The organism is Antarctobacter sp. (assembly GCF_034670325.1).
In the GTDB taxonomy this organism is placed as follows: Bacteria; Pseudomonadota; Alphaproteobacteria; order Rhodobacterales; family Rhodobacteraceae; genus Antarctobacter.
Genome location: NZ_JAXMNR010000005.1, coordinates 190,362 through 210,311, shown reverse-complemented (window position 1 = coordinate 210,311; position 19,950 = coordinate 190,362). Strand labels below are relative to the sequence as shown.

The window sequence follows — 19,950 nt, the reverse complement described above, 5'->3', positions numbered from 1 at the left end:
CTTTGAGGATGGCGCAGGCCCCAAGGTCAGGCGCGTTTCTACAGGCGCGGGCACCAAAGGCGAGGCGTGGACCGGAGACTATGGCGCCACTCCTTCCGCTCCAAAGACCGCTTCGATGAATTGCCCGTCATAAATCTCGCGCCCGGTGACAGGTGTCTCAAGCAGCCCCTGACGCTTGAGTTCCGATGCCATCGCGCCCCAGACGTCTGCGTCCGTCCAACCGATATCGCCTGTACCCGTATCGACCAGCGGCAACATGATCGAAATCGCCTTTGCCTGATCGCCGATGTTGACCTCAGGGCCATAGTTGTTCACCAGCGCGGCGGCCGCTTCGGGATTCCGAAAGGCGCGTGGCCAGCCTTTTTGCAGGCTGGCGCGCAAGAACCCCAGAATGACCTCCGGTTCGTCATTGATAAACTGATCCGTCGAGAACACGCAGGAGTAGTAGAAATGCGCTCCGAAATTGTCGGGATGCATGATGTTCAGGTCCAGACCATGATCCACCAGCCGTTCCAGCGACACAGCACTGTATCCGCTCCAGATGTCGATCTCGCCATTCAGCATCCGGTCGATATCGTTGGTGAAGACCACAGTCATAGAGTCGAAATCAATATCGTAGTCCGAGATCATGGCCTTCAGGACGATAGTGTTTTGCCGGGACGCCCGGACAGTCTTGCCCGCGAATTTGCCGGGGTGATCAATGCCGGAACTCTTCAGGGTGATATAAACCAGCGGGCTGAGGCGATAGATACAGGCAACGGCTTTGACGGGTTGGCCGCTGCCACGGGCGCGCAGCAAATCCGCCCCATTGGCAAGCCCCATCTGCGCCTCCCCCGACACGACAAGCCCGATGGGATCGACATGCGGGCCACCGATCAGGAACTCGACCTGCAATCCTTCACCGGCAAAATCGCCGTTGTTGTCGGCGGAGTAAAACCCGGCATAGCTGGCGGAATGGGTCCAAGGCAGCTGGAACTTCACGTCCTTCACGGGGGGCTTGCTTGCAGGGACAAGCATCCATGCCGCGACCGCCGCAGCGGCAAGGACGGCAGCGGCCCCCGCTGCTATGGATATCTTGCTGACAGTCATCGTGAACACATTCCTTTCCGTCCGGTGCGGTGGCGGTCACAACCGGCATCGCCAGCGTGGACTGTCTCTAGAGGGCAGGCTGGCCTGATTTGGTCTGGCGATCAAGACTGGCAGGTATCAGACAGTGTGCGGCATTCAGGTGCAGGCCCGGCCTTGGGTGGTCGCAACGGTGCAGCCAGAGGTGGCTCAATCAGGCCGCCACCGCGTTTGGCATCGGCTGGGCAAAGGCGGCCCGATCGGCCGTTCTGCCCCCGGACGGCGACCACCACAGAGGCGCCCGATCTCGTCCGCATCGCCGCGACCCTGAAAACGTCAGACCCTCTGATCCCGCGTGCCGCTTCCGGTGCCCTGGGCCCGGTACGCCGCAGGCGTGATGCCCATGCGCCGCTTGAACTGGGTGTAGAAGTTGGATTTCGATCCAAATCCGGCGGCGTACATGATGTCCAGCAAGGGGCGCTCCGGGTCCTCGTCCATGAGGCGGACGGTCAGCGCGATCCGGCGATCGTTGAGCAGATCGGAAAAGCTTCGCCCGGTCACCCGGTTCACGGCAACGCTGACCGCGCGCGCCGGCAGCCTCAGCCGTTTGCTCACACGGCTGAGGGTCAGGGCATAGTCTGCAAGGATGTCCGGGTCGCCAAGGTACGTGTCCAGCCGCTGGACAAGCGCATGATCGGCGGGTCCGGGGGCGGGCCTTGCGGCTGCGTCATCCGGGTGCGCGGCCCGGTCGACAACCAAGTCGTACATATGCTCGAACAGCGAAGGACGGCCCATTGCCCCAAGCAGGGCATAGGACACAAGGCCAAGGAACAGCGCCGTGGACAGCAACAGCGGCATGGACGTCTCGATTGCGCCGCCCCGAACCAGTTCGGTGAAAATTGCCACTTCCAGCGTCAGGCTGGCGCAGAACACGCCGATCACGATGCGCAACCAGATAAGCGTTGTCGCCACGTCGGGACCGAGACCGCGAAAGTGGCGCGCCCCGGCACGGTGCAGGTGCCACAAGGCCCAGAGGTATCCGCCATAGGTCACCAGCAATATCGGGTCGATGGCCCAGAACGCGCCCGCCAGAAGGGATGCCGCAACTGCCAGCGTCGGGACGATGTGCCAGCCGTCTTTGCCGACCGGGCGACGACCGGGGTCAGACCCATAGGCGAAATGCAGGTAGATCGCGGACAATGCCGCCGCCCCCAGAACAGCCCGCCAAGGCCGCATGGCGGTGCCCGGCCACAACAGCGTGGCAACAAGCAAACCGGCAGAGACGGTGGTGAGACCGAAAAAAACACCCAGCGCCGCCGAAGAGGCACCATAGCGCCCCACCACGGCGATGCGGGCCATGAACAGGGTCATCACGGCACTCAGGGTCATCGTGGCTGCGAGGATGGCGATGTGCAGCACTGGTGACTTCCTTTCGATCTGGCCTGTCTCGATCTGGCCCATCTCGGTCTGGCCCATCTCGGTCTGGCCTGTCCCGCGGGGTTCCGGATCGCGAATCCGAACCCCGGATCGCGGTTCTGGATCGCGCTTCAGGACGCCGGGCGGTCGGTGCCTCCGATAGATCAAAGGGGTCACAAATGAAAGGATTCCTGTCATGAACCCCCTGTTTTCCATGGCCGTTCTGGCCCTTGGTCTGGTCTGTGCCGCCGCTCAGGCGCAACAGTCCAGTCCCGTCGCAGCCACAGCGTACAAAGCGGGACTGAGCACGCTCACCGTTCTGGACGACCGAAACGACCGTCCGCTTGACGGGCTGATCTGGTATCCGACCAAGGCCACCGGGCCGACGCGCATCGACTTTGAGAGCGCGGTTTGGGACGGCTCCGACGTCATCCGGGATGCGGATGCGGCCCCCGGGCCTTTCCCGTTCATCGTTGTGTCCCACGGCATGTTCGGAAACGCCCGAAATCAGGCATGGTTCGGGGCCGCGATGGCCCGCAGGGGGTTCGTCGTGGCCGCCGTCGATCATCCGGGCACATCGACATGGTTGCGCGACCCGGACCAGCGGCGCGCGCTGTGGGAACGCCCGCGCGACATTGCCCGTGTCATCGATTTCGCGGTCTCGCCGGACACATTGCCGGTGCGGATTGACCCCGATCAGATCTTCATGGCGGGGCATTCGCTGGGCGGCTTTACGGCGATGGCCTTGGCGGGCGCACGCTATGATGCCGACCGTATCGGGCGGTTCTGCGATGCAACCCCCTTAGAGTTGGTGTGCGGGATCTTTGCGGACTGGGACATCGCGCAGACGCCCGAAGACCGGGACCGGATGCAGGACGATCTGGCCGACAAAAGAATCCGCGCCTTTGCTGTCTTCGATCTGGGCGGAACCCAGAGCTTTTCGGACGAAAGCCTGAACAGGATTGACCGGCCTCTGCTGGTCTTCGGAGCTCCGATCATGAATTCAGGCTTGACGCTCGACATCGAAGCCCGTGCACTTGTCGCCGCGCTGCCGCCCAAAACCGTGCGATATATCGAGCCTGCCACCCTGACCCATTTCGACTTCTTCAATCTCTGCACGCCCGAAGGCTACGGAATTCTGGCCAAAGAACTCCCGGGTGATGAGGTCGTTTGCCAAGATGGCGGTGCCCACCGCGCCGCCATGCATGACTTGATCCTCAATGAAGTGACCGCATTCTTTACGCAGCACCTGCTTTGAGATCCTTGCACGCCGACAGAAACCTCCCGGGCAAGCTGCTGGTGCGGCTCGCTCGGGACTTTCGATGCGCGCACTTTGACCCGGTCGGCGGCACAGAAATCAGCGGTCATGTGCCTCATCAAACCTTTCGCTACCGCGTGACCACAGGTCCGCGCTTATCCAATTTGACCGGGTTCTTGCGACGCGGCGAACGGCTTTCCTAATGGCAAAGGAAAGAGCGCTGATGTCTGCGTTGCTTCTGACAACGGGTTGTTGGGGGCGGCTCAACAGGCCGTGTCGGCAGGCCCCGCAAAGGTTCTTTGGTGCGTGGTCCTTGGAGGCTGTCATGCGAAACCCTCGTGTGGGTCGCGTTACCCCTCTCGTCCCGGTTCCGCCGGATTACTTGAAAACAGCGCGATCTTGTTGCCTTGGGGGTCGCGCAGGTAACCAACATAAAAATGAGGTCCATACGACGCGCGAAAACCCGGCTGGCCCTCGTCAAATCCGCCCGCGGCAAGCGCGGCGGCGTGCAGGTCACGGACCTGCTTTTGAGTGCGCGCCTCGAATGCGATCATTACACCGTTCCCGGCCAAGGCCGGTTGCCCGTCGAAGGGCGGTTTCACATAGAAATCCGGCAAAACGGGGGACTGGCCCGGATCTACGGGCAGCGCATAGCTCAGACCCTCGGGGCCTTCTTTCAGCCCGTAGCCAAGGGCCGGCAGGAACGCCGCGTAAAACCGCTTCGCACGCGCGATGTCATCGGCGCCGACGGTGACATAGGCAATCATGCTGCGTGTTCCTTTCCGCAAGTTGAGTCAGTGCAGTGCGTTCGCTGCATCATGGCAGAGCAAAACAATTCGGCTCAAGGACCCTTACACGAAACGCCGGATGAACGGGATTTGAGGCACAGTGCGGGCTGGCACTTGAACCCGTCGTCTGTGCGCAGCACTGGTCACACCCAAAACGGCCCATTTTTGCAGGCTCCGGAACCGACAGTGCGTACATAACCCTCCCCGCCAAAGGCCCCGAACGCGCGGTGTCCGATCAGCTTTGACATCGGGGGGGCGTCGTGGCCCCGGCAGCCAGGCTAAAATGCGAAAAACGGGCCACTCACAAGGCCCGTTTTCCTAAGCGTTCGTTAAAACGCCTCTGTAACCCATTGAAATTACGTAGCCCCCGGGCTGTCCACATGTGGACAGCCCGGGGGAGGGCACCTTACTCAGCGGCCCAGCCGGACACTGATTTGACCTCGACAAAGTCATGGATGCCCCAGCTGCCACCCTCGCGGCCATTGCCAGACATCTTCATGCCCCCAAAGGGCGCGCCCGCACCGCGGCTCTCACCGTTCAACTCGACCATGCCAGACCGAAGCTGCCGCGCCAGCCGCTTGGTCCGCGCAGGGTCTGAACTCTGAACGTAATTGGTCAGCCCATAGGGGGTATCGTTGGCGATCTGGACCGCCTCTTCTTCGTTCTCGAACTTCAGGATCGACAGGACCGGGCCAAAGATTTCCTCCTGCGCGATGGTCATGTCATTGGTCACGTCCGCAAAGATCGTGGGCCGCACATAGAACCCCTTGTTAAAGCCCTCGGGCCGGCCCGGACCGCCCGCCACCAGACGCGCCCCTTCGGCGATGCCCTTTTCGATCAGTGCCTGAATCTTTTCCCACTGGCTGCCATTCACCACGGGGCCGATGTGGCGGCCTGCCTCGGACGCGGGGCCGACGGTGACCTTGCCCGCAACCGCTGCGGCCTCTTCGACGGCGGCCTCATAGCGCGACGCCTCGACCACCATACGGCTGGGCGCGTTACAGCTTTGCCCGGTGTTGTTCATCATGTGCAGGACGCCGCGCTTGACCGCCTTTTCGTCCGCGTCCGCAAACACAAGGTTCGCGCCCTTGCCGCCCAGCTCCAGATGCACGCGCTTGAGCGTGTCTGCGGCGGCAATCGAGATCAGACGCCCGGCGCGGGTCGAGCCGGTGAAGCTGACCATATCGACGTCCGGATGCGACGACATCTGGCTGCCCACGCCCGCACCGTCCCCGTTCACAAGGTTGAAGACACCCGGCGGCAGGTCGGCGGCGTGCATGATCTCTGCAAAGATCATCGCGTCCAGCGGGCTTTCCTCGGACGGTTTCAGAACCATCGTATTGCCCGCCACCAGCGCCGCGCCGACCTTGAGCGTGATCTGGTTCATCGGCCAGTTCCACGGCGTGATCAGCGCGCAGACGCCCACCGCCTCATGGATGATCCGGTCGTTTGGGGCATGATCGCCCAGCGGTGCCTCCCACGGAAAGGCCTTGGCGGCGGTGATGAAGTTCTTGAGGTGCCACAGACCGGCACCCACCTGCTGGGAATTCGCCATGTCGATGGGGGCGCCCATCTCCATGCTGATCGCCGGGCCGAGGTCCTCGGCGCGCGCCTTGTAGGCGGCATAGACCCGTTCCAGCGCGGCGATGCGGTCCTCGACCGGGGTGGCCATCCAGCCGGGCAGGGCGGCCTTGGCGGCGGCCACGGCGGCGTTGGTGTCGGCCTCGCCGCCCAGTGAAATCACCGCGCAAGCCTCTTCGGTCGACGGGTCGATGACTTCATGCGCCGTGCCGGCCAGCGGCTCTACCCAGGCGCCATTGATATAGAATTGGCGTTTCTCGATCATCGCTATACTCCTGCGTTGATAACCTATCGACACGCTGCCCCAGGGAACTTACCTACAGGGCGGCGGCCGATTTTGCGGCACTCTGTCACCCCGCTGGTTGGGGTGCAAGGCGGGGCTTTACATCGCAAAATTAGAATGTATTTAAGTCCCGTAAGCCAAACCCGAGTTTTTCGGACAGGAAAGGATATCTGACCATGGCACTGCGTATCAACGACGTGATCCCCAACCTCACCGTGACCACCGATCTGGGCGAGATTGTACTGCACGACTGGATCGGCGACAGCTGGGCGATCCTGTTTTCGCACCCCAAGGATTTCACCCCGGTCTGCACCACCGAATTCGGCGCTGTCGCGCAGCTTGCCACTGAATGGGACAAGCGCGGCACCAAGGTGATGGGCATTTCCGTCGACGGTGTCGAAGAGCACAAACAGTGGAAAAGCGACATCGAAAAGACTTCTGGCAGCCCGGCTGGATTCCCGATCATCGCGGATGAGGACATGGCCGTGTCCAAGGCGCTGGATATGCTGCCCGCCGACGCCTACTTGCCCGATGGCCGCACCGCTGCGGACAGTGCCTCGGTGCGCTCGGTCTTTATCATCGCGCCGAACAAGAAGGTGCAGCTGATGATGACCTATCCGATGTCCGTGGGCCGCAACTTTGCCGAGGTGCTGCGTGCACTTGACGCCTTGCAGGCCACCTATGAAACGCCGATCGCAACCCCGGCGAACTGGGAATACGGTCAGGACGTGATCGTGGCCATGTCGCTGAACGACGAGCAGGCCAAGGAAAAGTTCGGCGATGTCAAAGCCGTACTGCCTTATCTGCGCACCACCAAAATGCCGGGCTGATCCTGCCCAGATGATCCAGAGGGCGCCCATGGGGGCGCCCTTTTTCATGTGAGGCGGCTTTTGTCTGTCCCGGTGCTTGCCTAAGGCGCGCGCCGCGCCTAATCCCGAACGGCAGGAGGTACGGTCATGAGAGAACCCTTCATCCTTGGCGACGAGGCCATCGCGGCGGGCAGTCGGCGCACGGTCGATCTGCCGGTTTCCGTGCTGTCGGATCACTCGCCGGTTACGCTGTCGGCGCATGTGATACACGCCAAGCGGCCCGGCACGGTGATGTTCGTTTCCGCCGGTGTCCACGGCGATGAGGTCATCGGGGCCGAGATCGTGCGTCGCCTGCTGCGCGCCGCGCCGTTGGCGCGGATGTCGGGTACGCTGGTGGCGGTGCCGATCGTCAACTCCTTCGGGTTCATCAACAGATCGCGGTATCTGCCCGACCGGCGCGACCTGAACCGCTGTTTTCCGGGCTCGCCCGCAGGCTCTCTGGCGGCGCGTCTGGCACATCTTTTCCTGACAGAGATCGTTACGCGCTGCGACGTTGGCATTGACCTGCATTCGGCAGCGGTGGGCCGCACGAACCTGCCGCAGATCCGCCTGACCCCCGGCAATCCGCGCCTGCGCGAACTGGGCGAGGTTTTTGCCGCGCCGGTAACGATGACCTCCAAGACGCGTGAGGGTTCGCTGCGACTGGCCGCGTCTGAGGCGGGGGTGGACCTGCTGCTGTTCGAAGCTGGCGAAGGACTGCGCTTTGACGAACACGCGGCGCGGACAGGGGTTGCGGGCATCCTGCGGGTCATGGCGAAACTGGGGATGATCACCGGACGTGGTGTGCCCCGGGCGCGCGGTGCTTCGGTCTATTGCGAACGGTCGTCGTGGATGCGCGCGCCGTCGGGCGGTCTGCTCCGCACGTTGAAGCGGCGTGGCGATTTTGTTGAAAAAGGTCAGGTGCTTGGCGTCGTGTCCGACCCGTTTGGCGAGCGCGAGGCCGAAGTTGTGGCAGAGGTCACGGGCATTGTGATCGGCCGGTCCGACCTGCCCGTGGTCAATGAGGGCGATGCGCTGTTTCACATCGCCGAACCCCGCGAGATGGCCCGGGCAGAGGCTGCGGCGGAGCGGTTCGAAGACGACCTTGAAGCGCCGCCGCTATACGATGAGGACGAGATCATCTAGGGACGGTTTTTCGCCGAAAAATCGCCTCAGCCAAACCCGGTTGCGCGTGGGGGTTGGGCTTGGCAGTCTCGCGCCAAATAATCCGGAGATCCCATATGCCCTTCACTCTTGCCACCTGGAATATCAACTCTGTCCGTTTGCGGGCGGGCCTGGTCGAGAAGCTGTTGACCGAAGAGGCACCCGACGTCTTGTGCCTGCAGGAGTGCAAATCGCCGGTGGCGAAGATCCCGCATGAGGTCTTTGCGGCGCTGGGGTACACCCACATGGTCGCGCGGGGCGAGAAGGGCTATAACGGTGTGGCGATCCTGTCCAAGCTTCCACTGGAGGATGTGGGGGACAAGGATTTCGCCAACCTCGGCCACGCGCGTCACGTCGCGGCGCGTCTGGATAACGGTCTGACAATCCATAACTTTTACGTCCCGGCGGGCGGCGATGTGCCGGACCGCGACAAGAACGTGAAGTTTGGGCAAAAGCTGGATTACGTGGCCGAGATGCGTGACTGGTTCGCGGCGGAGCGCCCCGAAAAGGCGATCCTTGTGGGGGATCTGAACATCGCACCGCTGGAGGACGATGTCTGGGATCACAAGAAAATGCTCAAGGTAATCTCACACACCCCGGTCGAGGTGGACGCGCTGGCGCAGGCGCAAGAAGCCGGGGCTTGGGTGGATGTCACCCGCAAGGACCTGCCCGTGGGCAAGCTGTACAGCTGGTGGTCCTATCGCGCGCGGGACTGGGACGAGGCGGACAAGGGGCGGCGGCTGGACCATGTCTGGGCCACGCCCGACATCGTGAACGCCGCCCATTCCAGCCGTGTTTTGCGTGACGCGCGGGGCTGGGAAAAGCCATCCGACCACGCGCCGGTTTTTGCCACGTTCGACCTGTAAAACCCCCATGCACATTCCATGCACAGGGCATGCACACCCCGTGCGCACGCTGCGCACCGGGTCTGTTAACCGTTTGGGGACAGGTTAGGGCAAATCGAAACCCGCGAGAGGGCACGGATATGCGCCAAGCTGCCACCGACATGACCAAGCGAGAACGGCTGAACTGGATGTATGGCATCGACGCCATGGAGATGGTGGAGCGCGACCTGCTGGACTTCATGTGGGACCGCAAGGGGTGTCCGCGCGACTGGCACGAAATCTGGGAAGACAAGGACCGGCGGGACACCAAGCGCACGCGCTGCACCGTGGCGTTCGACGCGGACGTGGTAAAGTTCTTCAAGGCGATGGGACCGGGGTATCAGCACCGGATGAACCGGGTGCTGCGCGGCTTCATGCATATGCGGCTGGCCAAGATCATCAACGGGCCGGACACCACCGATTATGTCCTGCGGCCAGAGGTGGTCGACGAAGAAGCCCTGCGGCGGCGCACCGAGTGGGGCGACACCGAAGACTTCTTTGACCGCAAGGGACCGGAGTGGCAGGGGCGCGACAGATGAGGGGGGTGGGGCTGCCGGGCGCGCCCGCCGGTGGCGTTACTTCCCCTTGCCTTTGCCCTTGCCTTTTACGGAATCCTCGACGTCATCAACAACCTTGGCTCCGGACTTGGCCGCCGCTCCGACGACGGCTCCGCCCGCCGCAGACCCGCCGCCCGTGGCCCATGCCCCAAGCGCGCCCGCCCCTGCACCAACGACGGCGCCCTTGGCGTCCTCCCACGCGGTGTCGAGCACATAGTCGGCTGCCGAAGACAAGGCGTCTCCGATTGATCCGAAGATGCCCTTGGCCTGCACGTCGGGAACATCTTCGGGGTCCGTGGGTGTCTTGGCCGGACCGACGCGGTCCAACATGCCGAGAGTCCGGTAATAGGGGTGACGCGGGTCGTAGATCGTGCTCGCGCCATCCTCAAGCATCGCAAGGGCCACATCGACGCCGGTGACGCTGTCCGGTTTTCCGCGCAGCTTGCGGCGCAGCACACGCAGGCTGTCCGCGATATCCGACAGGTTTGTTACCTCTGACCGTTGGGCATCGAATTCTTCAAGATAGGCGGCGATCTCTTCTTCGAGGCGCGGCAGGTCGTCACGCAACGAAACAAGTCCGCCGATAACCTCGGCCATATCGGACCGGACCGAACGTGGCAGAACAGGATCGGCCAGCGCAAGGCGCAGGGCGGTTTCACCGCGCTGCCAGACCGAGGTCTTGGCAGCGACCATAGCCTTGTCCGCTAGTGGCTGCGGTTGCGGCCGGCATAGAAAATCGCACAGAGGGTTCGGGTGGGGCCAACGCATCAGGATGGGCAGGCTTTGCGTCATGACGGCATCGACAATGCGGGTATGGCGCGCCGCGGCACGGCTGTGTTCGGCGAAATCTGTCACCTTAAATCTCCTTTGAAGCCAAAATGGACTGAAAAAAACCAACCGCGCAAAGCGGCATACTCAAAAACTGGAATGACCTGAGGCTACACGCGAAATCGAAAAAAATCAATTTTAAGTTGCATTCTAGGTTCGGAGCGCCCCTGCCGCTTCCGGTGGACTGCTGCCCACCTCCCCTTGCATCCTTGCCCCCCCTGCGCCATTTACGGCGTGACGCGGACACTGAACCTCATGGGGGGCGAGATGCTGGAACTGGGTGGCGGCCAACAGGCTGCGGACAATTTGGTCAAGGATGTCTCGGAAGCGGAGTTCATGGCCGAGGTCGTGGACGGCTCGATGGAGACGCCGGTCATCGTCGATTTCTGGGCCCCGTGGTGTGGCCCCTGCAAGACGCTGGGCCCGATGCTGGAGGACGCCGTAAAGGCGGCCAAAGGTGCCGTGCGCATGGTCAAGGTGGACGTCGATCAGGCGCAGAACATCGCCGGTCAGTTGCAGATCCAGTCGATCCCGACGGTCTATGCCTTTTACAAAGGCCAGCCGGTTGACGGGTTCCAAGGCGCGCAGCCGCAGTCCGAGATCAAGGCCTTTGTCGAGCGTGTCGTGCAGGCCTCTGGCGGCGATGCCTCTGGCGGATTGGACGACGCTGTGGCAGCGGCCGAGGACATGCTGGAGCAGGGCGCGGCGGTGGACGCGGCGCAGACCTTTGCGGCAATTCTGGGCGAAGAACCGGCCCATGCCGGTGCTTACGGTGGTCTGGTGCGCGCGCACATTGCAATGGACGATCTGGATCAGGCCGAGGCGATCCTGAACGGCGCTCCGGCAGAGATTTCCACCGCACCGGAACTGGAAGCGGCCCATGCCCAGCTACAGCTTGCGCGGCAGGCGGCGGATGCCGGTCCGCTGGCGGAACTGACCGCCAAGGTCGAGGTTGACCCGGAAGACATGCAGGCGCGGTTCGATCTGGCGCAGGCCCTGTATGCGGCAGGTGACGCCGAGGGCGCTGTGGGTCAGTTGCTGGACATGTTCCGGCGCGATCGCGAGTGGAACGACGGGGCCGCCAAGGCGCAGTTGTTCACCATCTTCGAGGCGCTCAAGCCCAACGATCCGGTGGTCCTGAACGGACGGCGGAAACTGAGCTCTATGATATTTGCCTGACAGGCGGGGCAGTCTACCTTGTCCGGTATGAAACGGCTCAAAGATCTGCCGGGCACGGTCCCGGTCTTCCCCCTGCCTGGCGCGCTGTTGTTGCCGCGGGCGCACCTTCCTTTGCACATCTTCGAGCCGCGTTACCTCGCGATGCTGGATGATTGCCTGAAGACAGAGGCGCGCCTGATCGGGATGGTGCAGCCGCACGTTGTTCCGGGGCGCGAACAAAACGGCCTGCACCGGATCGGATGCGCGGGCCGGGTGACGCAGTTCTCAGAGACCGAAGACGGCCGCTATATGGTGACGTTGACCGGGGTGTCACGGTTTCGGATCTTGAACGAGGTCGACGGCTTTACGCCTTATCGCCGCTGCGAGGTCAGCTGGGATGGGTTCGAGCGTGACCAGCAAGGGGCAGAGAGCGACGTTAGCTTTGACCGAGAGCGGTTCATGGACTTGTTGAACCGCTATTTTACCTCCAAGGAATTGTCCGCCGATTGGGATACCTTGCAAGAGGCGGATGACGAGCTGTTGCTGAACTCTTTGTCGATGCTGCTGGAGTTCAACCCCGAGGACAAGCAAGCGCTGCTGGAAGCACCCTCGCTCAGCACCCGTCGTGAGACGCTGGTGACATTGATCGAATACACCCTGCGGGGCGGAGAAGAGGATCTGATCCAATGACACCCGAGTTCGACCGCCGGATGCTGGAGGCGCTGATTTGCCCGGTGACGCAAACCGGCCTGCGCTATGACGCGGAACGTCAGGAACTGATCAGCAAGGCGGCGGGGCTGGCCTATCCGATCCGCGATGGCATCCCGGTCATGTTGCAGGATGAGGCGCGGGTGCTGGACTAGGCCGGGTTGGTCAATTGTCGCCGTTGAGGATCGTGAGACCCTGCGGCAGTTCCACAAATTTGCTGCTGTCGCCGAAGACCGTGTACCAGTCGCCCATGACATGTCTGCCGATCTTTACGCGATGAAACACGGTGGACACCGGCGGCTCGTAGGAGATCGGCTTGTTGCGGACCGGACGGCTGCCGATCTGGACGACGGTGCCTGCCGGGTAGACCTTGACCGTGGCGGTCCGGGTTTTGGATGGCGGCTCGCTTGTCGCGGAAACAAGGATTTTCAGCCCCGACCTGACCCGCACGTATTCGCGCGCCCGGTCCTGTACCTTGTACCAGTTCTCAAAGACATGTTCCCCAAGAACAATCGAGCCGGAGATTCTGGTCACGACGCGTGCCTTGGTAGAGGGGGTGGCGTAGACAGAGTGGCGGGACACCTTGAGCACGGAGCCCGGCGCGTAGACTCTGGCAGCGTTTGTCGTCTGTTCGACCATCGATGTTGGCGCGGTGGACGTCTTGGCCGTGACGGTTTTGGTGGTGGTCAGCGCTTGGCCTGTCGAGGAGACGAGGATCTTCAGCCCCGACCTGACTTGCACGTATTCGCGCGGGCGGTCCTGAACCTTGTACCAGTTCTCAAAGACATGTTCCCCAAGAACAATCGAGCCGGAGATTCTGGTCACGACGCGTGCCTTGGTCGATGGCGTTTCATAAACCGGATGGCGGGAAATCTTGAGCACTGAGCCCTGCGCATAGACCCTGGATGCGATCGTTGTTGTTTCGATGGTCGGCGCGGTGGTGGTTTTTGACGGCGGCGGCAGGGAGCCGGATGCCTTGGCCGTCAAGGCAGGCGTTGGCGCGGTCTTGGGGATAGGCTTGGCATCCTCGGGCACCAGAACAAACCGCCCCGACGACCCCGCGACCTTGTACCAGCCATCGCCGACAAAGGCGCCCAAGGTGACTTGACCAAAAACAGTGGAGATTTTGGTGGCAGAGGCTCTGGGGCCGTTTCGGATGGCAAGCGATGAGATTTCCAGAACCGTTCCCTCGGGAAAGCGGGCGGTGTGGCTGGTTGTGGCAACGGGCTTGGGCTGAGCCACGGGCTGGGTCTGGACGACGGGCGCCGCCGTTTGGGGCCGTTGCAGCGCCGCCAGCGTGGCGCGGGCGGCGGCGGCGGCGGGGGTGTCGCCATAGGTGCGCAACATTTCCTCCAGCGCACGGCGCTGGGCGTTGGTGTCGGTCAGGATCAGCGCCGCCAACAGCGCCTCATTGGCCTTGGCCAGTTGCGCGCGGTCGCTTGCCGCCCGTTGGCTGCGTTGCAGCCCGTCCAGACGGGCTTGCGCGCTGCGCGCCGCCGGGGTGCCGGGGAACTCGGCGATCAGCTTGCCCAGTCCGGCCTTCAACGCGGTGTCGTCCTGCAATCCGAACAGCCGCGCCAGCGCGCGGTCGGCCTGCGTGTCACGGTCCGGTTTGGCGGTGGCGGTGGCGACGATGGGGGTGGCGGATTTCAACACGGTGCTGTTGCGCAGGATGGCGGTCATCGGCACGGCGTAGTTGATGCTGTTGCGGGCGGACCCGGCGTGGTGCAGCGCGATCACTTGCTGGGTGCCCGCGTCGATGACCGGAGAGCCGGAGTTGCCCGGCAGCGTGTCGCAGGTGTGCAGCACGCGGTCCTTGGACAGGGCAGGGGCGTTGGCGCGGCATTTCTCACGGCTGATGCGCTGGGCCTCGCCCATCGGGTGGCCGATGATCCAGAACGGTGCATTGTCGTCGGGGTCTATCCCTGCCAGCGCCAAAGTGCCGTATTGCTTGCCGGGCTTGGACCCCAGAATGCGCAACAGGGTGTAATCGAGCGTCTTGCTGGTCTCGACCGGGACCGGGTTGACCAGAAACCGCTCGCTGCCTTCCTCGATGCCTTCTTGCAGGTAGCCCGCGACGAACTGCACGCCGACGATGGCGGTGGCCCCGGCGCGTTCGTGGTCAAGGATACCCGGCACGCAGTGGTGGTTGGTCATCAACAGGTCGTCGTCGACAAGGAACGCGGTGCAGGGAAAGACCCCTGCGTCTGTTGCCACGTCCAGCCGCCCCACGGCGCGGCCCATCTTGGCAAAGACCGATTTCGGGGAATAGGTCGCGATGAACTCATTGTTGTAGGCGCCGAAGGCGGCCTCAAGCATGACATCGCCCCCTGCCGCCTGTTTGTTCGACAGGATGGTCTTGCCAAAGGACGACAGGTCAAAGCCGATCAGATCCTGTGACAGGGCGGGCGAAGCGATCAGCAAGGCCGCGATAAGGGATTTTTTGAATGACATGAGGCTAACGCGACCTTTGAAAGACTGTCCCGCAGCCTAGCACAAAAAACCGGACTGCGGGTTTGGGAATATGTGACAGGTCATTGCGGGAGCAGACGGCGCATCGCGTCCTGTGTCAGCTTGCCGATGCGGCCATCGGTTGCGCCGGAATAGACGCCTTCGGCGGCCAGCGCCTGTTGCAGGGCACGGGCGGTGTCGGGCACCCAGTCTGTGCTCTCGCGGTTGAGGGACCAGTCGCTGCCCGCCTTCAAAGAGGCGATGTACAGGCGCGCGGCCTCTGCCGGGTCAGCCGCAACGCCACGGCCCTGTTCGGTGAGCCAGCCAAGGGCGAACATCGCACCGGCGTTGTTGTTGTCCATTGCGGTCTTGTACCAGCGGGCGGCTTCGGTTTCGGATTGGGTCACGCCACGCCCCCACAGGTACATATTGCCCAAGGCCAACTGGGCGTCTGAAAAATCCTGCTCGGCGGCGTCGCGGTACAGCCGGACGGCGCGGGCATCGGATTTCTCGACGCCGTTGCCCAACATGTAAAGCTGGCCAAGGTTGAATTGCGCACTCGCGTTGCCCTGTGCGGCGGATTTCTCGAACCACTCGGCGGCTGTCTTGTCGGACTGCGGGACGATGTCGCCCGCAAGGTAGAGATCACCCAACTGGTCCTGCGCACCGTGATAGCCTGCGTCGGCCCCCTGCTGATAGAATTTCAGCGCGCGGTCCGGGTCGGCGGTGACACCCTGTCCGTATTGGTAGATCACCCCGAGGGCGGTCTTGGCGATGGGGTGGCCTTGGGCGGCGGACTTTTCCAGCCAATCGCGGGCCTGCGCCGGGTCGGGGTCGGTGCCCAGCCCCCAGAGATAGGAAATACCCAACCCGGCCTGACCAATCGCGTCCCCGGCGAGGGCGGCGGTGCGGTAGGCGGCAAAGGAGTCGTCCAGACGCTCTGCCGCGCTAAGGGCCTCACCCAGAAAGGCGGCCATGCGCGGGTGGTCGGGAAAGGTCTCCAGCGCGCTGAGGCAGGCGGCGATGGCGGGTTCGGGGTCGATGGCTTCGAACACGATGCCCTTGGCCAGCATCAGGCCGCTGTCGCGGTCGGGGTGAAAGCGGTCGCCCGCAAGGCGGTCACACGCCTGCACGTCGGCGTCGGCGGCCATCCGGTCGGCCAGGCTGGGCGCGGGCGGCGGTGGCGGTTGCATCGCGGCAATCAGGCGGCTGGCGGTGCGGGCGGCGGCGGTGTCCGGGGACTCGGTCACGAGGCTTTCAAGCGCGGCGCGGCGGGCGTCGTCGTCGGCAAGGTCCAGCGCGTCGGACAGGCGGGAAAAGGCGCGGCTCTCGGGGCTTTCGGGCGCTGGCGCGGGGCCAGCGGCGGCGGTCAGCACGGTGCTGTTGGCAAGGATCTGCGCCATCGGGATGGCGTAGTTGATGCTGTTGCGCGCCGACCCTGCGTGGTGCAACCCGATGACCTGACGGGTGGTTGCATCAATCACCGGAGAGCCGGAGTTGCCCGGAAGGGTGTCGCAGGTGTGCAAAAGCTGTCCGTCCGACAGGGCGGGCGCGTTGGCGCGGCATTTCTCACGGCTGATGCGCTGCGCCTCACCCATCGGGTGTCCGATGATCCAGTAGGGGTCATTGTCGACGGGCGTTGCCGAGGCCAGTTGCAGGGTGCCGAACTCTCGGCCCGGGCTGTCGCCCAGAATGCGCAACACGGTGTAGTCCAGCGGTTTCGAGGTTTCGACCGGGGCGGGATCGACAAGGAAAGAGGTGGTCCCCTCGGTCACGCCTTCCTGCGTGTAGCCCATGACAAACCGCACCCCGACGATCGTGCTTGCCTTGGCCCGGTCGTCGTCAAGGATGCCCGGAACGCAATGGTTGTTGGTCATGATCAGGTCGTCGGCGACAAGAAAGGCGGTGCAGGGAAAGACGCCGTTGTCGGTGGCCACGTCCAGCCGCCCGACCGATCGGCCGATGCTGGCAAAGATGGATTTCGCCGAATAGGTCGAGATGAATTCGTTGTTGTAGGCTCCGGCGGCGACTTCGGGGATCATGTCGCCGCCGAACTGCTTGCGCGACAGGACGGTGCGCCCGAACGAGTCGAGGTCAAAGCCGACCAAATCCTGCGCCGTGGCGGGTACAGCGCAAAACAGGGCGACAGCGGTGAGCGTGGCGAGGCGTTCCATGTGGGTTTCCCATAACGGCATGTGGCGCCAGTGTAGCAGCTTTGCCGTGTCTTGGGGGCGGAGGTATACCGGACCCGTTCAGGCCGACAGCGCGCGGACCAGCATGGCCGGATCAAGGTTGCCGCCAGAGATCGTGCAGACCACCGCGTCACCGGCGATTTCCGCGCCGTGGAACAGCGCGGCGGCAAGGGCGGCGGCGCCGCCCGGTTCGGCGATCACCTTGAGGTGGCGCGCGGCGAGGGCCATGGCCTTTAGCACCTCTTCATCCGTGACCACGATGCCCGGCCCGCAGAGCCGCGCGTTGATGGGAAAGGTGATCTCTCCGGGGCTGGGCGTCAGGATCGCATCGCACAACCCGCCGGCCTCTGCGGCATTGGTCTCTCGCTGGCCAGAGCGCAGGGACCGCGCGGTGTCGTCAAAGCCTGCCGGTTCGGCGGGACGCGGGCGCAGGCCGGGGGCGCGCGCCTCCAGCGCGAGGGCGATGCCGGCGGTTAATCCGCCCCCACCGCAGCAGATCAGAACATCGGCCTCTGTCACGCCTTCGTCGGCGGCCTGTTCAGCGATCTCCAGCCCGCAGGTGCCTTGCCCTGCGATGACCTGCGGGTCGTCGTAGGGCCTGACCAGCGTCAGATCGCGGTCGGCGGCGATTTTCGCGCCGATCTCTTCGCGGCTCTGGCTGCCCCTCTCATAGAGCACGACCTCTGCGCCGTAAGACCGGGTGCCGTCGATCTTGGCGGAGGGAGCGTCCGAGGGCATCAGAATGACGGCAGGCACGCCAAGCTTTTGTGCAGCCAGTGCCACCCCCTGCGCATGGTTGCCCGAGGAAAACGCGATCACGCCTTTGGCGCGCTGCGCCTCTGGCAGGGCGGTCAGCGCCGACCACGCGCCTCGAAACTTGAAGCTGCCGGTGTGTTGCAGGCATTCGGGTTTCACCAGAACGCGCCGTCCGGCGATGGCGTCCAGCGCCTGCGCGGACAGCAGCGGCGTGCGGCGGGTGACGCCCTGCGCGCGGGTGGCGGCGGCCTCGATCATCTGGATGTTCATGAAATGCTCCGTCTGGATGCGGGCAGGGGGCCGCAGGGGGCGCGGATTGTCAATCGCCCTTGTACGTCCCGCCCGGGCGGGGCAGCTTGGCGGCATGATTGAACGGCATGCAGAACAGGACGGTGAGTGCAGTACCGCGTGGTATTCGCCTTGCGAAACCTATCGTTACGGGCTGCGTCGGGTCTGGGACGCGGCGGCGGGCGAAGTGTTGTTCGTGATGTTGAACCCCTCGACCGCGAGCGAGCTGCAAAACGATCCGACCATCGAGCGCTGTCAGCGGCGGACGCGGGCGCTGGGCTATGGGGCGATGCGGATCGCCAACCTGTTTGCCTTTCGCGCCACCCGGCCCGAAGACCTGCGGCGGGCGGCCGATCCCGAAGGGCCGGAGAACGCAGCCCTGCTGGCGGACTGGTCGGGGGCGGCGGACCTGACGCTGGCGGCCTGGGGCGTGCATGGCGCGTTGCAGGGGGTCGGGGCGCGCACCGCTCCGTTGCTGACCGGCGATGTCCGCCACCTTGGCCTGACCAAGGCGGGACATCCGCGCCATCCGCTTTATGTCTCTTACGCGGTCTCGCCCGAACCCTGGCCCAAGGAGATGCGCTATGTCGCCTGAACCCAACGACGACGATCTGCGCCAAGAGGTCGCCCGGCTGGCCGATGAGGTCGCGCGGCTGAACGGCCATCGCTATGTGCGGATTCACAACAATGTGGCGCGGCTGATGATGTTTCAGTTCCTGCGCGGCCTGATGCTGGGCCTTGGCACGGCGGTCGGGGCCACGGCGCTGGTGTCCGTGGCGGTGCTGGTGCTCAGTCAGATCGAATTCATCCCGATCCTCGGGGATCTGGCCACCGCCTTGATCAAAGAGATCAAGGTCGAGGTCACCGAGTAAGCACTGTTTAACCGAGTGATGCGACACTCCGCGGCGACCTACTGGGCGGCACGGACCTTCTGTGCCTGGCCATCGGTGGGCGGGAAACGGGGCTGCACCGATGTATTTACTGGCCGGGTTCATGGGGCTCATGGCGCTGGGGTCTATTGCTATTGTCAGCATGGGCGACGATGCGGACGATACGCCCCCGGACGATGCCGAAGACTTTGACGCTGTCTCAGGTTTTCCGGATGAGGACCCTGACCCGCAGGGCGTTTGGCAGGCGCGAGAGGACGGTGTTCTGGCGTGCGGGCAGTCGCTGTTCGATCGCATGGGGTTGATCAACATGCTGGAGCCAGCGCCTTCGGAGGCCGCCGAGGCCCTGCCGCCGCAGGCAGATGATGCGCAGACAACAGTCGAGGTGCTCAAGCTGCATGGGTTCCTTGTGTCCGGGCCGGACGACAGTCCGACGCCTGTTTTGCCCGGCGATGGCGATGCCGATGCCGATCCTGATTCCGATCCTGATTCCGGGCCAGAACCGGTCGAGCAGTTGACCTATGACGCCGCACAGGACCAGTTGTTGATTGTATTCGATGACAGTACGCCGGGGCCGGAGCCGGAGCTGGAACTGCGGGTCAGCGACGATAACCCGGAGACAACCGAGATTCGGCTGGGCGACACCGTTCTGGCAAGCCTGCCCACCGATGAGGCGCCGCCGCTGTCCGCCATCGTTCTGGTCGGAGAAAGCGACGCCGCCGCCCTTGGTCTGGCGGGCTGAGGCGCTGCGGCCTTGCCAAGGGGCGGGGAATCACGTACCTGCGCGCATCCGCATCTGCGGACCTCTCCACGGGCCCTGCTGGACGACATCCCGGCT

19 protein-coding genes are annotated in these 19,950 nt (G+C 63.8%); 11 read left to right on the top strand and 8 right to left on the bottom strand.

Annotation, left to right across the window (positions count from 1 at the left end):
• Positions 1 to 78 precede the first annotated feature (78 nt).
• Both VOI21_RS14180 and VOI21_RS14175 read right to left on the bottom strand, forming a co-directional pair.
• Positions 79 to 1,089, bottom strand: a complete 1,011-nt coding sequence (locus VOI21_RS14180; protein WP_323770584.1) for an ABC transporter substrate-binding protein — start codon at positions 1,087 to 1,089, stop codon at positions 79 to 81.
• 312 nt (positions 1,090 to 1,401) lie between these two features.
• Complete coding sequence (locus VOI21_RS14175) at positions 1,402 to 2,541, bottom strand: helix-turn-helix domain-containing protein (RefSeq protein WP_323770583.1); 1,140 nt, start codon at positions 2,539 to 2,541, stop codon at positions 1,402 to 1,404.
• A 136-nt stretch (positions 2,542 to 2,677) separates the two neighbouring features.
• On the opposite strand from VOI21_RS14175, the gene VOI21_RS14170 reads away from it, so the two are divergent.
• Complete coding sequence (locus VOI21_RS14170; protein WP_323770582.1) at positions 2,678 to 3,739, top strand: alpha/beta hydrolase family protein; 1,062 nt, start codon at positions 2,678 to 2,680, stop codon at positions 3,737 to 3,739.
• Positions 3,740 to 4,089: 350 nt separating this feature from the next.
• On the opposite strand, the gene VOI21_RS14165 is transcribed toward VOI21_RS14170, so the two are convergent.
• Positions 4,090 to 4,506 carry a VOC family protein gene (locus tag VOI21_RS14165; RefSeq protein WP_323770581.1) on the bottom strand — a complete coding sequence of 139 codons (417 nt, stop codon included), beginning with the start codon at positions 4,504 to 4,506 and terminating at the stop codon, positions 4,090 to 4,092.
• Positions 4,507 to 4,933: 427 nt separating this feature from the next.
• Complete coding sequence (locus tag VOI21_RS14160) at positions 4,934 to 6,373, bottom strand: aldehyde dehydrogenase family protein (protein WP_323770580.1); 1,440 nt, start codon at positions 6,371 to 6,373, stop codon at positions 4,934 to 4,936.
• Positions 6,374 to 6,567: 194 nt separating this feature from the next.
• Here VOI21_RS14160 and VOI21_RS14155 point away from each other — a divergent pair, with 194 nt between their 5' ends.
• The 4 genes from VOI21_RS14155 (at position 6,568) to VOI21_RS14140 (ending at position 9,826) form a co-directional block, all read left to right on the top strand.
• Complete coding sequence (locus tag VOI21_RS14155; protein ID WP_323770579.1) at positions 6,568 to 7,221, top strand: peroxiredoxin; 654 nt, start codon at positions 6,568 to 6,570, stop codon at positions 7,219 to 7,221.
• A gap of 126 nt (positions 7,222 to 7,347) precedes the next feature.
• Positions 7,348 to 8,385, top strand: a complete 1,038-nt coding sequence (locus VOI21_RS14150; protein ID WP_323770578.1) for a succinylglutamate desuccinylase/aspartoacylase family protein — start codon at positions 7,348 to 7,350, stop codon at positions 8,383 to 8,385.
• 95 nt (positions 8,386 to 8,480) lie between these two features.
• A complete protein-coding gene (locus tag VOI21_RS14145; protein ID WP_323770577.1) occupies positions 8,481 to 9,269 on the top strand; it encodes an exodeoxyribonuclease III in 789 nt (262 codons plus the stop codon).
• 119 nt (positions 9,270 to 9,388) lie between these two features.
• The gene (locus VOI21_RS14140) at positions 9,389 to 9,826 is read left to right on the top strand and encodes a BrnA antitoxin family protein (RefSeq protein ID WP_323770576.1); all 438 of its coding nucleotides are present in this window, start codon (positions 9,389 to 9,391) and stop codon (positions 9,824 to 9,826) included.
• A 36-nt stretch (positions 9,827 to 9,862) separates the two neighbouring features.
• Here VOI21_RS14140 and VOI21_RS14135 read toward each other — a convergent pair whose 3' ends face one another.
• Positions 9,863 to 10,699 carry a hypothetical protein gene (locus VOI21_RS14135; protein WP_323770575.1) on the bottom strand — a complete coding sequence of 279 codons (837 nt, stop codon included), beginning with the start codon at positions 10,697 to 10,699 and terminating at the stop codon, positions 9,863 to 9,865.
• Between the two features lie 240 nt (positions 10,700 to 10,939).
• On the opposite strand from VOI21_RS14135, the gene trxA reads away from it, so the two are divergent.
• The 3 genes from trxA to VOI21_RS14120 are packed head-to-tail and all read left to right on the top strand — an operon-like array spanning position 10,940 to position 12,693.
• Positions 10,940 to 11,851 (top strand): thioredoxin, encoded by a 912-nt coding sequence (gene trxA, locus VOI21_RS14130; protein WP_323770831.1) that lies wholly within the window; start codon positions 10,940 to 10,942, stop codon positions 11,849 to 11,851.
• A 27-nt stretch (positions 11,852 to 11,878) separates the two neighbouring features.
• Entirely contained in the window at positions 11,879 to 12,520 is a 642-nt protein-coding gene (locus VOI21_RS14125) for an LON peptidase substrate-binding domain-containing protein (protein ID WP_323770574.1), read from the top strand.
• Entirely contained in the window at positions 12,517 to 12,693 is a 177-nt protein-coding gene (locus VOI21_RS14120; protein ID WP_323770573.1) for a Trm112 family protein, read from the top strand. Before VOI21_RS14125 ends, VOI21_RS14120 begins: the two co-directional genes overlap by 4 nt.
• A gap of 10 nt (positions 12,694 to 12,703) precedes the next feature.
• Here the strand turns inward: VOI21_RS14120 and VOI21_RS14115 are convergent, their stop codons facing one another.
• The 3 genes from VOI21_RS14115 to VOI21_RS14105 form a co-directional block, all read right to left on the bottom strand.
• Positions 12,704 to 14,992: a serine protease gene (locus tag VOI21_RS14115; protein ID WP_323770572.1), complete on the bottom strand. Its 2,289-nt coding sequence runs from the start codon at positions 14,990 to 14,992 to the stop codon at positions 12,704 to 12,706.
• Positions 14,993 to 15,072: 80 nt separating this feature from the next.
• Positions 15,073 to 17,163: a bifunctional trypsin-like peptidase domain-containing/SEL1-like repeat protein gene (locus VOI21_RS14110; protein WP_323770571.1), complete on the bottom strand. Its 2,091-nt coding sequence runs from the start codon at positions 17,161 to 17,163 to the stop codon at positions 15,073 to 15,075.
• A gap of 78 nt (positions 17,164 to 17,241) precedes the next feature.
• Positions 17,242 to 18,207: a threonine/serine dehydratase gene (locus VOI21_RS14105; protein ID WP_323770570.1), complete on the bottom strand. Its 966-nt coding sequence runs from the start codon at positions 18,205 to 18,207 to the stop codon at positions 17,242 to 17,244.
• A gap of 94 nt (positions 18,208 to 18,301) precedes the next feature.
• On the opposite strand from VOI21_RS14105, the gene VOI21_RS14100 reads away from it, so the two are divergent.
• From VOI21_RS14100 to VOI21_RS14090, 3 genes are all read left to right on the top strand, one after another.
• The gene (locus VOI21_RS14100) at positions 18,302 to 18,820 is read left to right on the top strand and encodes a DUF1643 domain-containing protein (protein WP_323770830.1); all 519 of its coding nucleotides are present in this window, start codon (positions 18,302 to 18,304) and stop codon (positions 18,818 to 18,820) included.
• The gene (locus tag VOI21_RS14095; RefSeq protein ID WP_323770569.1) at positions 18,810 to 19,097 is read left to right on the top strand and encodes a DUF5665 domain-containing protein; all 288 of its coding nucleotides are present in this window, start codon (positions 18,810 to 18,812) and stop codon (positions 19,095 to 19,097) included. Before VOI21_RS14100 ends, VOI21_RS14095 begins: the two co-directional genes overlap by 11 nt.
• Before the next feature lie 100 nt (positions 19,098 to 19,197).
• A complete protein-coding gene (locus tag VOI21_RS14090) occupies positions 19,198 to 19,854 on the top strand; it encodes a hypothetical protein (protein WP_323770568.1) in 657 nt (218 codons plus the stop codon).
• Positions 19,855 to 19,950: the final 96 nt, after the last annotated feature.

Bases quoted from the DNA above. Each gene is read 5' to 3' on its own strand.
- VOI21_RS14100 (WP_323770830.1), top strand. From the start codon at position 18,302: ATGATTGAACGGCATGCAGAACAGGACGGTGAGTGCAGTACCGCGTGG.
- trxA (WP_323770831.1), top strand. From the start codon at position 10,940: ATGCTGGAACTGGGTGGCGGCCAACAGGCTGCGGACAATTTGGTCAAG.
- VOI21_RS14095 (WP_323770569.1), top strand. From the start codon at position 18,810: ATGTCGCCTGAACCCAACGACGACGATCTGCGCCAAGAGGTCGCCCGG.
- VOI21_RS14145 (WP_323770577.1), top strand. From the start codon at position 8,481: ATGCCCTTCACTCTTGCCACCTGGAATATCAACTCTGTCCGTTTGCGG.
- VOI21_RS14180 (WP_323770584.1), bottom strand. From the start codon at position 1,089: ATGACTGTCAGCAAGATATCCATAGCAGCGGGGGCCGCTGCCGTCCTT.
- VOI21_RS14115 (WP_323770572.1), bottom strand. From the start codon at position 14,992: ATGTCATTCAAAAAATCCCTTATCGCGGCCTTGCTGATCGCTTCGCCC.
- VOI21_RS14165 (WP_323770581.1), bottom strand. From the start codon at position 4,506: ATGATTGCCTATGTCACCGTCGGCGCCGATGACATCGCGCGTGCGAAG.
- VOI21_RS14120 (WP_323770573.1), top strand. From the start codon at position 12,517: ATGACACCCGAGTTCGACCGCCGGATGCTGGAGGCGCTGATTTGCCCG.
- VOI21_RS14175 (WP_323770583.1), bottom strand. From the start codon at position 2,541: ATGGGCCAGACCGAGATGGGCCAGATCGAGACAGGCCAGATCGAAAGG.
- VOI21_RS14140 (WP_323770576.1), top strand. From the start codon at position 9,389: ATGCGCCAAGCTGCCACCGACATGACCAAGCGAGAACGGCTGAACTGG.
- VOI21_RS14170 (WP_323770582.1), top strand. From the start codon at position 2,678: ATGAACCCCCTGTTTTCCATGGCCGTTCTGGCCCTTGGTCTGGTCTGT.
- VOI21_RS14105 (WP_323770570.1), bottom strand. From the start codon at position 18,207: ATGAACATCCAGATGATCGAGGCCGCCGCCACCCGCGCGCAGGGCGTC.
- VOI21_RS14125 (WP_323770574.1), top strand. From the start codon at position 11,879: ATGAAACGGCTCAAAGATCTGCCGGGCACGGTCCCGGTCTTCCCCCTG.
- VOI21_RS14150 (WP_323770578.1), top strand. From the start codon at position 7,348: ATGAGAGAACCCTTCATCCTTGGCGACGAGGCCATCGCGGCGGGCAGT.
- VOI21_RS14160 (WP_323770580.1), bottom strand. From the start codon at position 6,373: ATGATCGAGAAACGCCAATTCTATATCAATGGCGCCTGGGTAGAGCCG.
- VOI21_RS14090 (WP_323770568.1), top strand. From the start codon at position 19,198: ATGTATTTACTGGCCGGGTTCATGGGGCTCATGGCGCTGGGGTCTATT.
- VOI21_RS14110 (WP_323770571.1), bottom strand. From the start codon at position 17,163: ATGGAACGCCTCGCCACGCTCACCGCTGTCGCCCTGTTTTGCGCTGTA.
- VOI21_RS14155 (WP_323770579.1), top strand. From the start codon at position 6,568: ATGGCACTGCGTATCAACGACGTGATCCCCAACCTCACCGTGACCACC.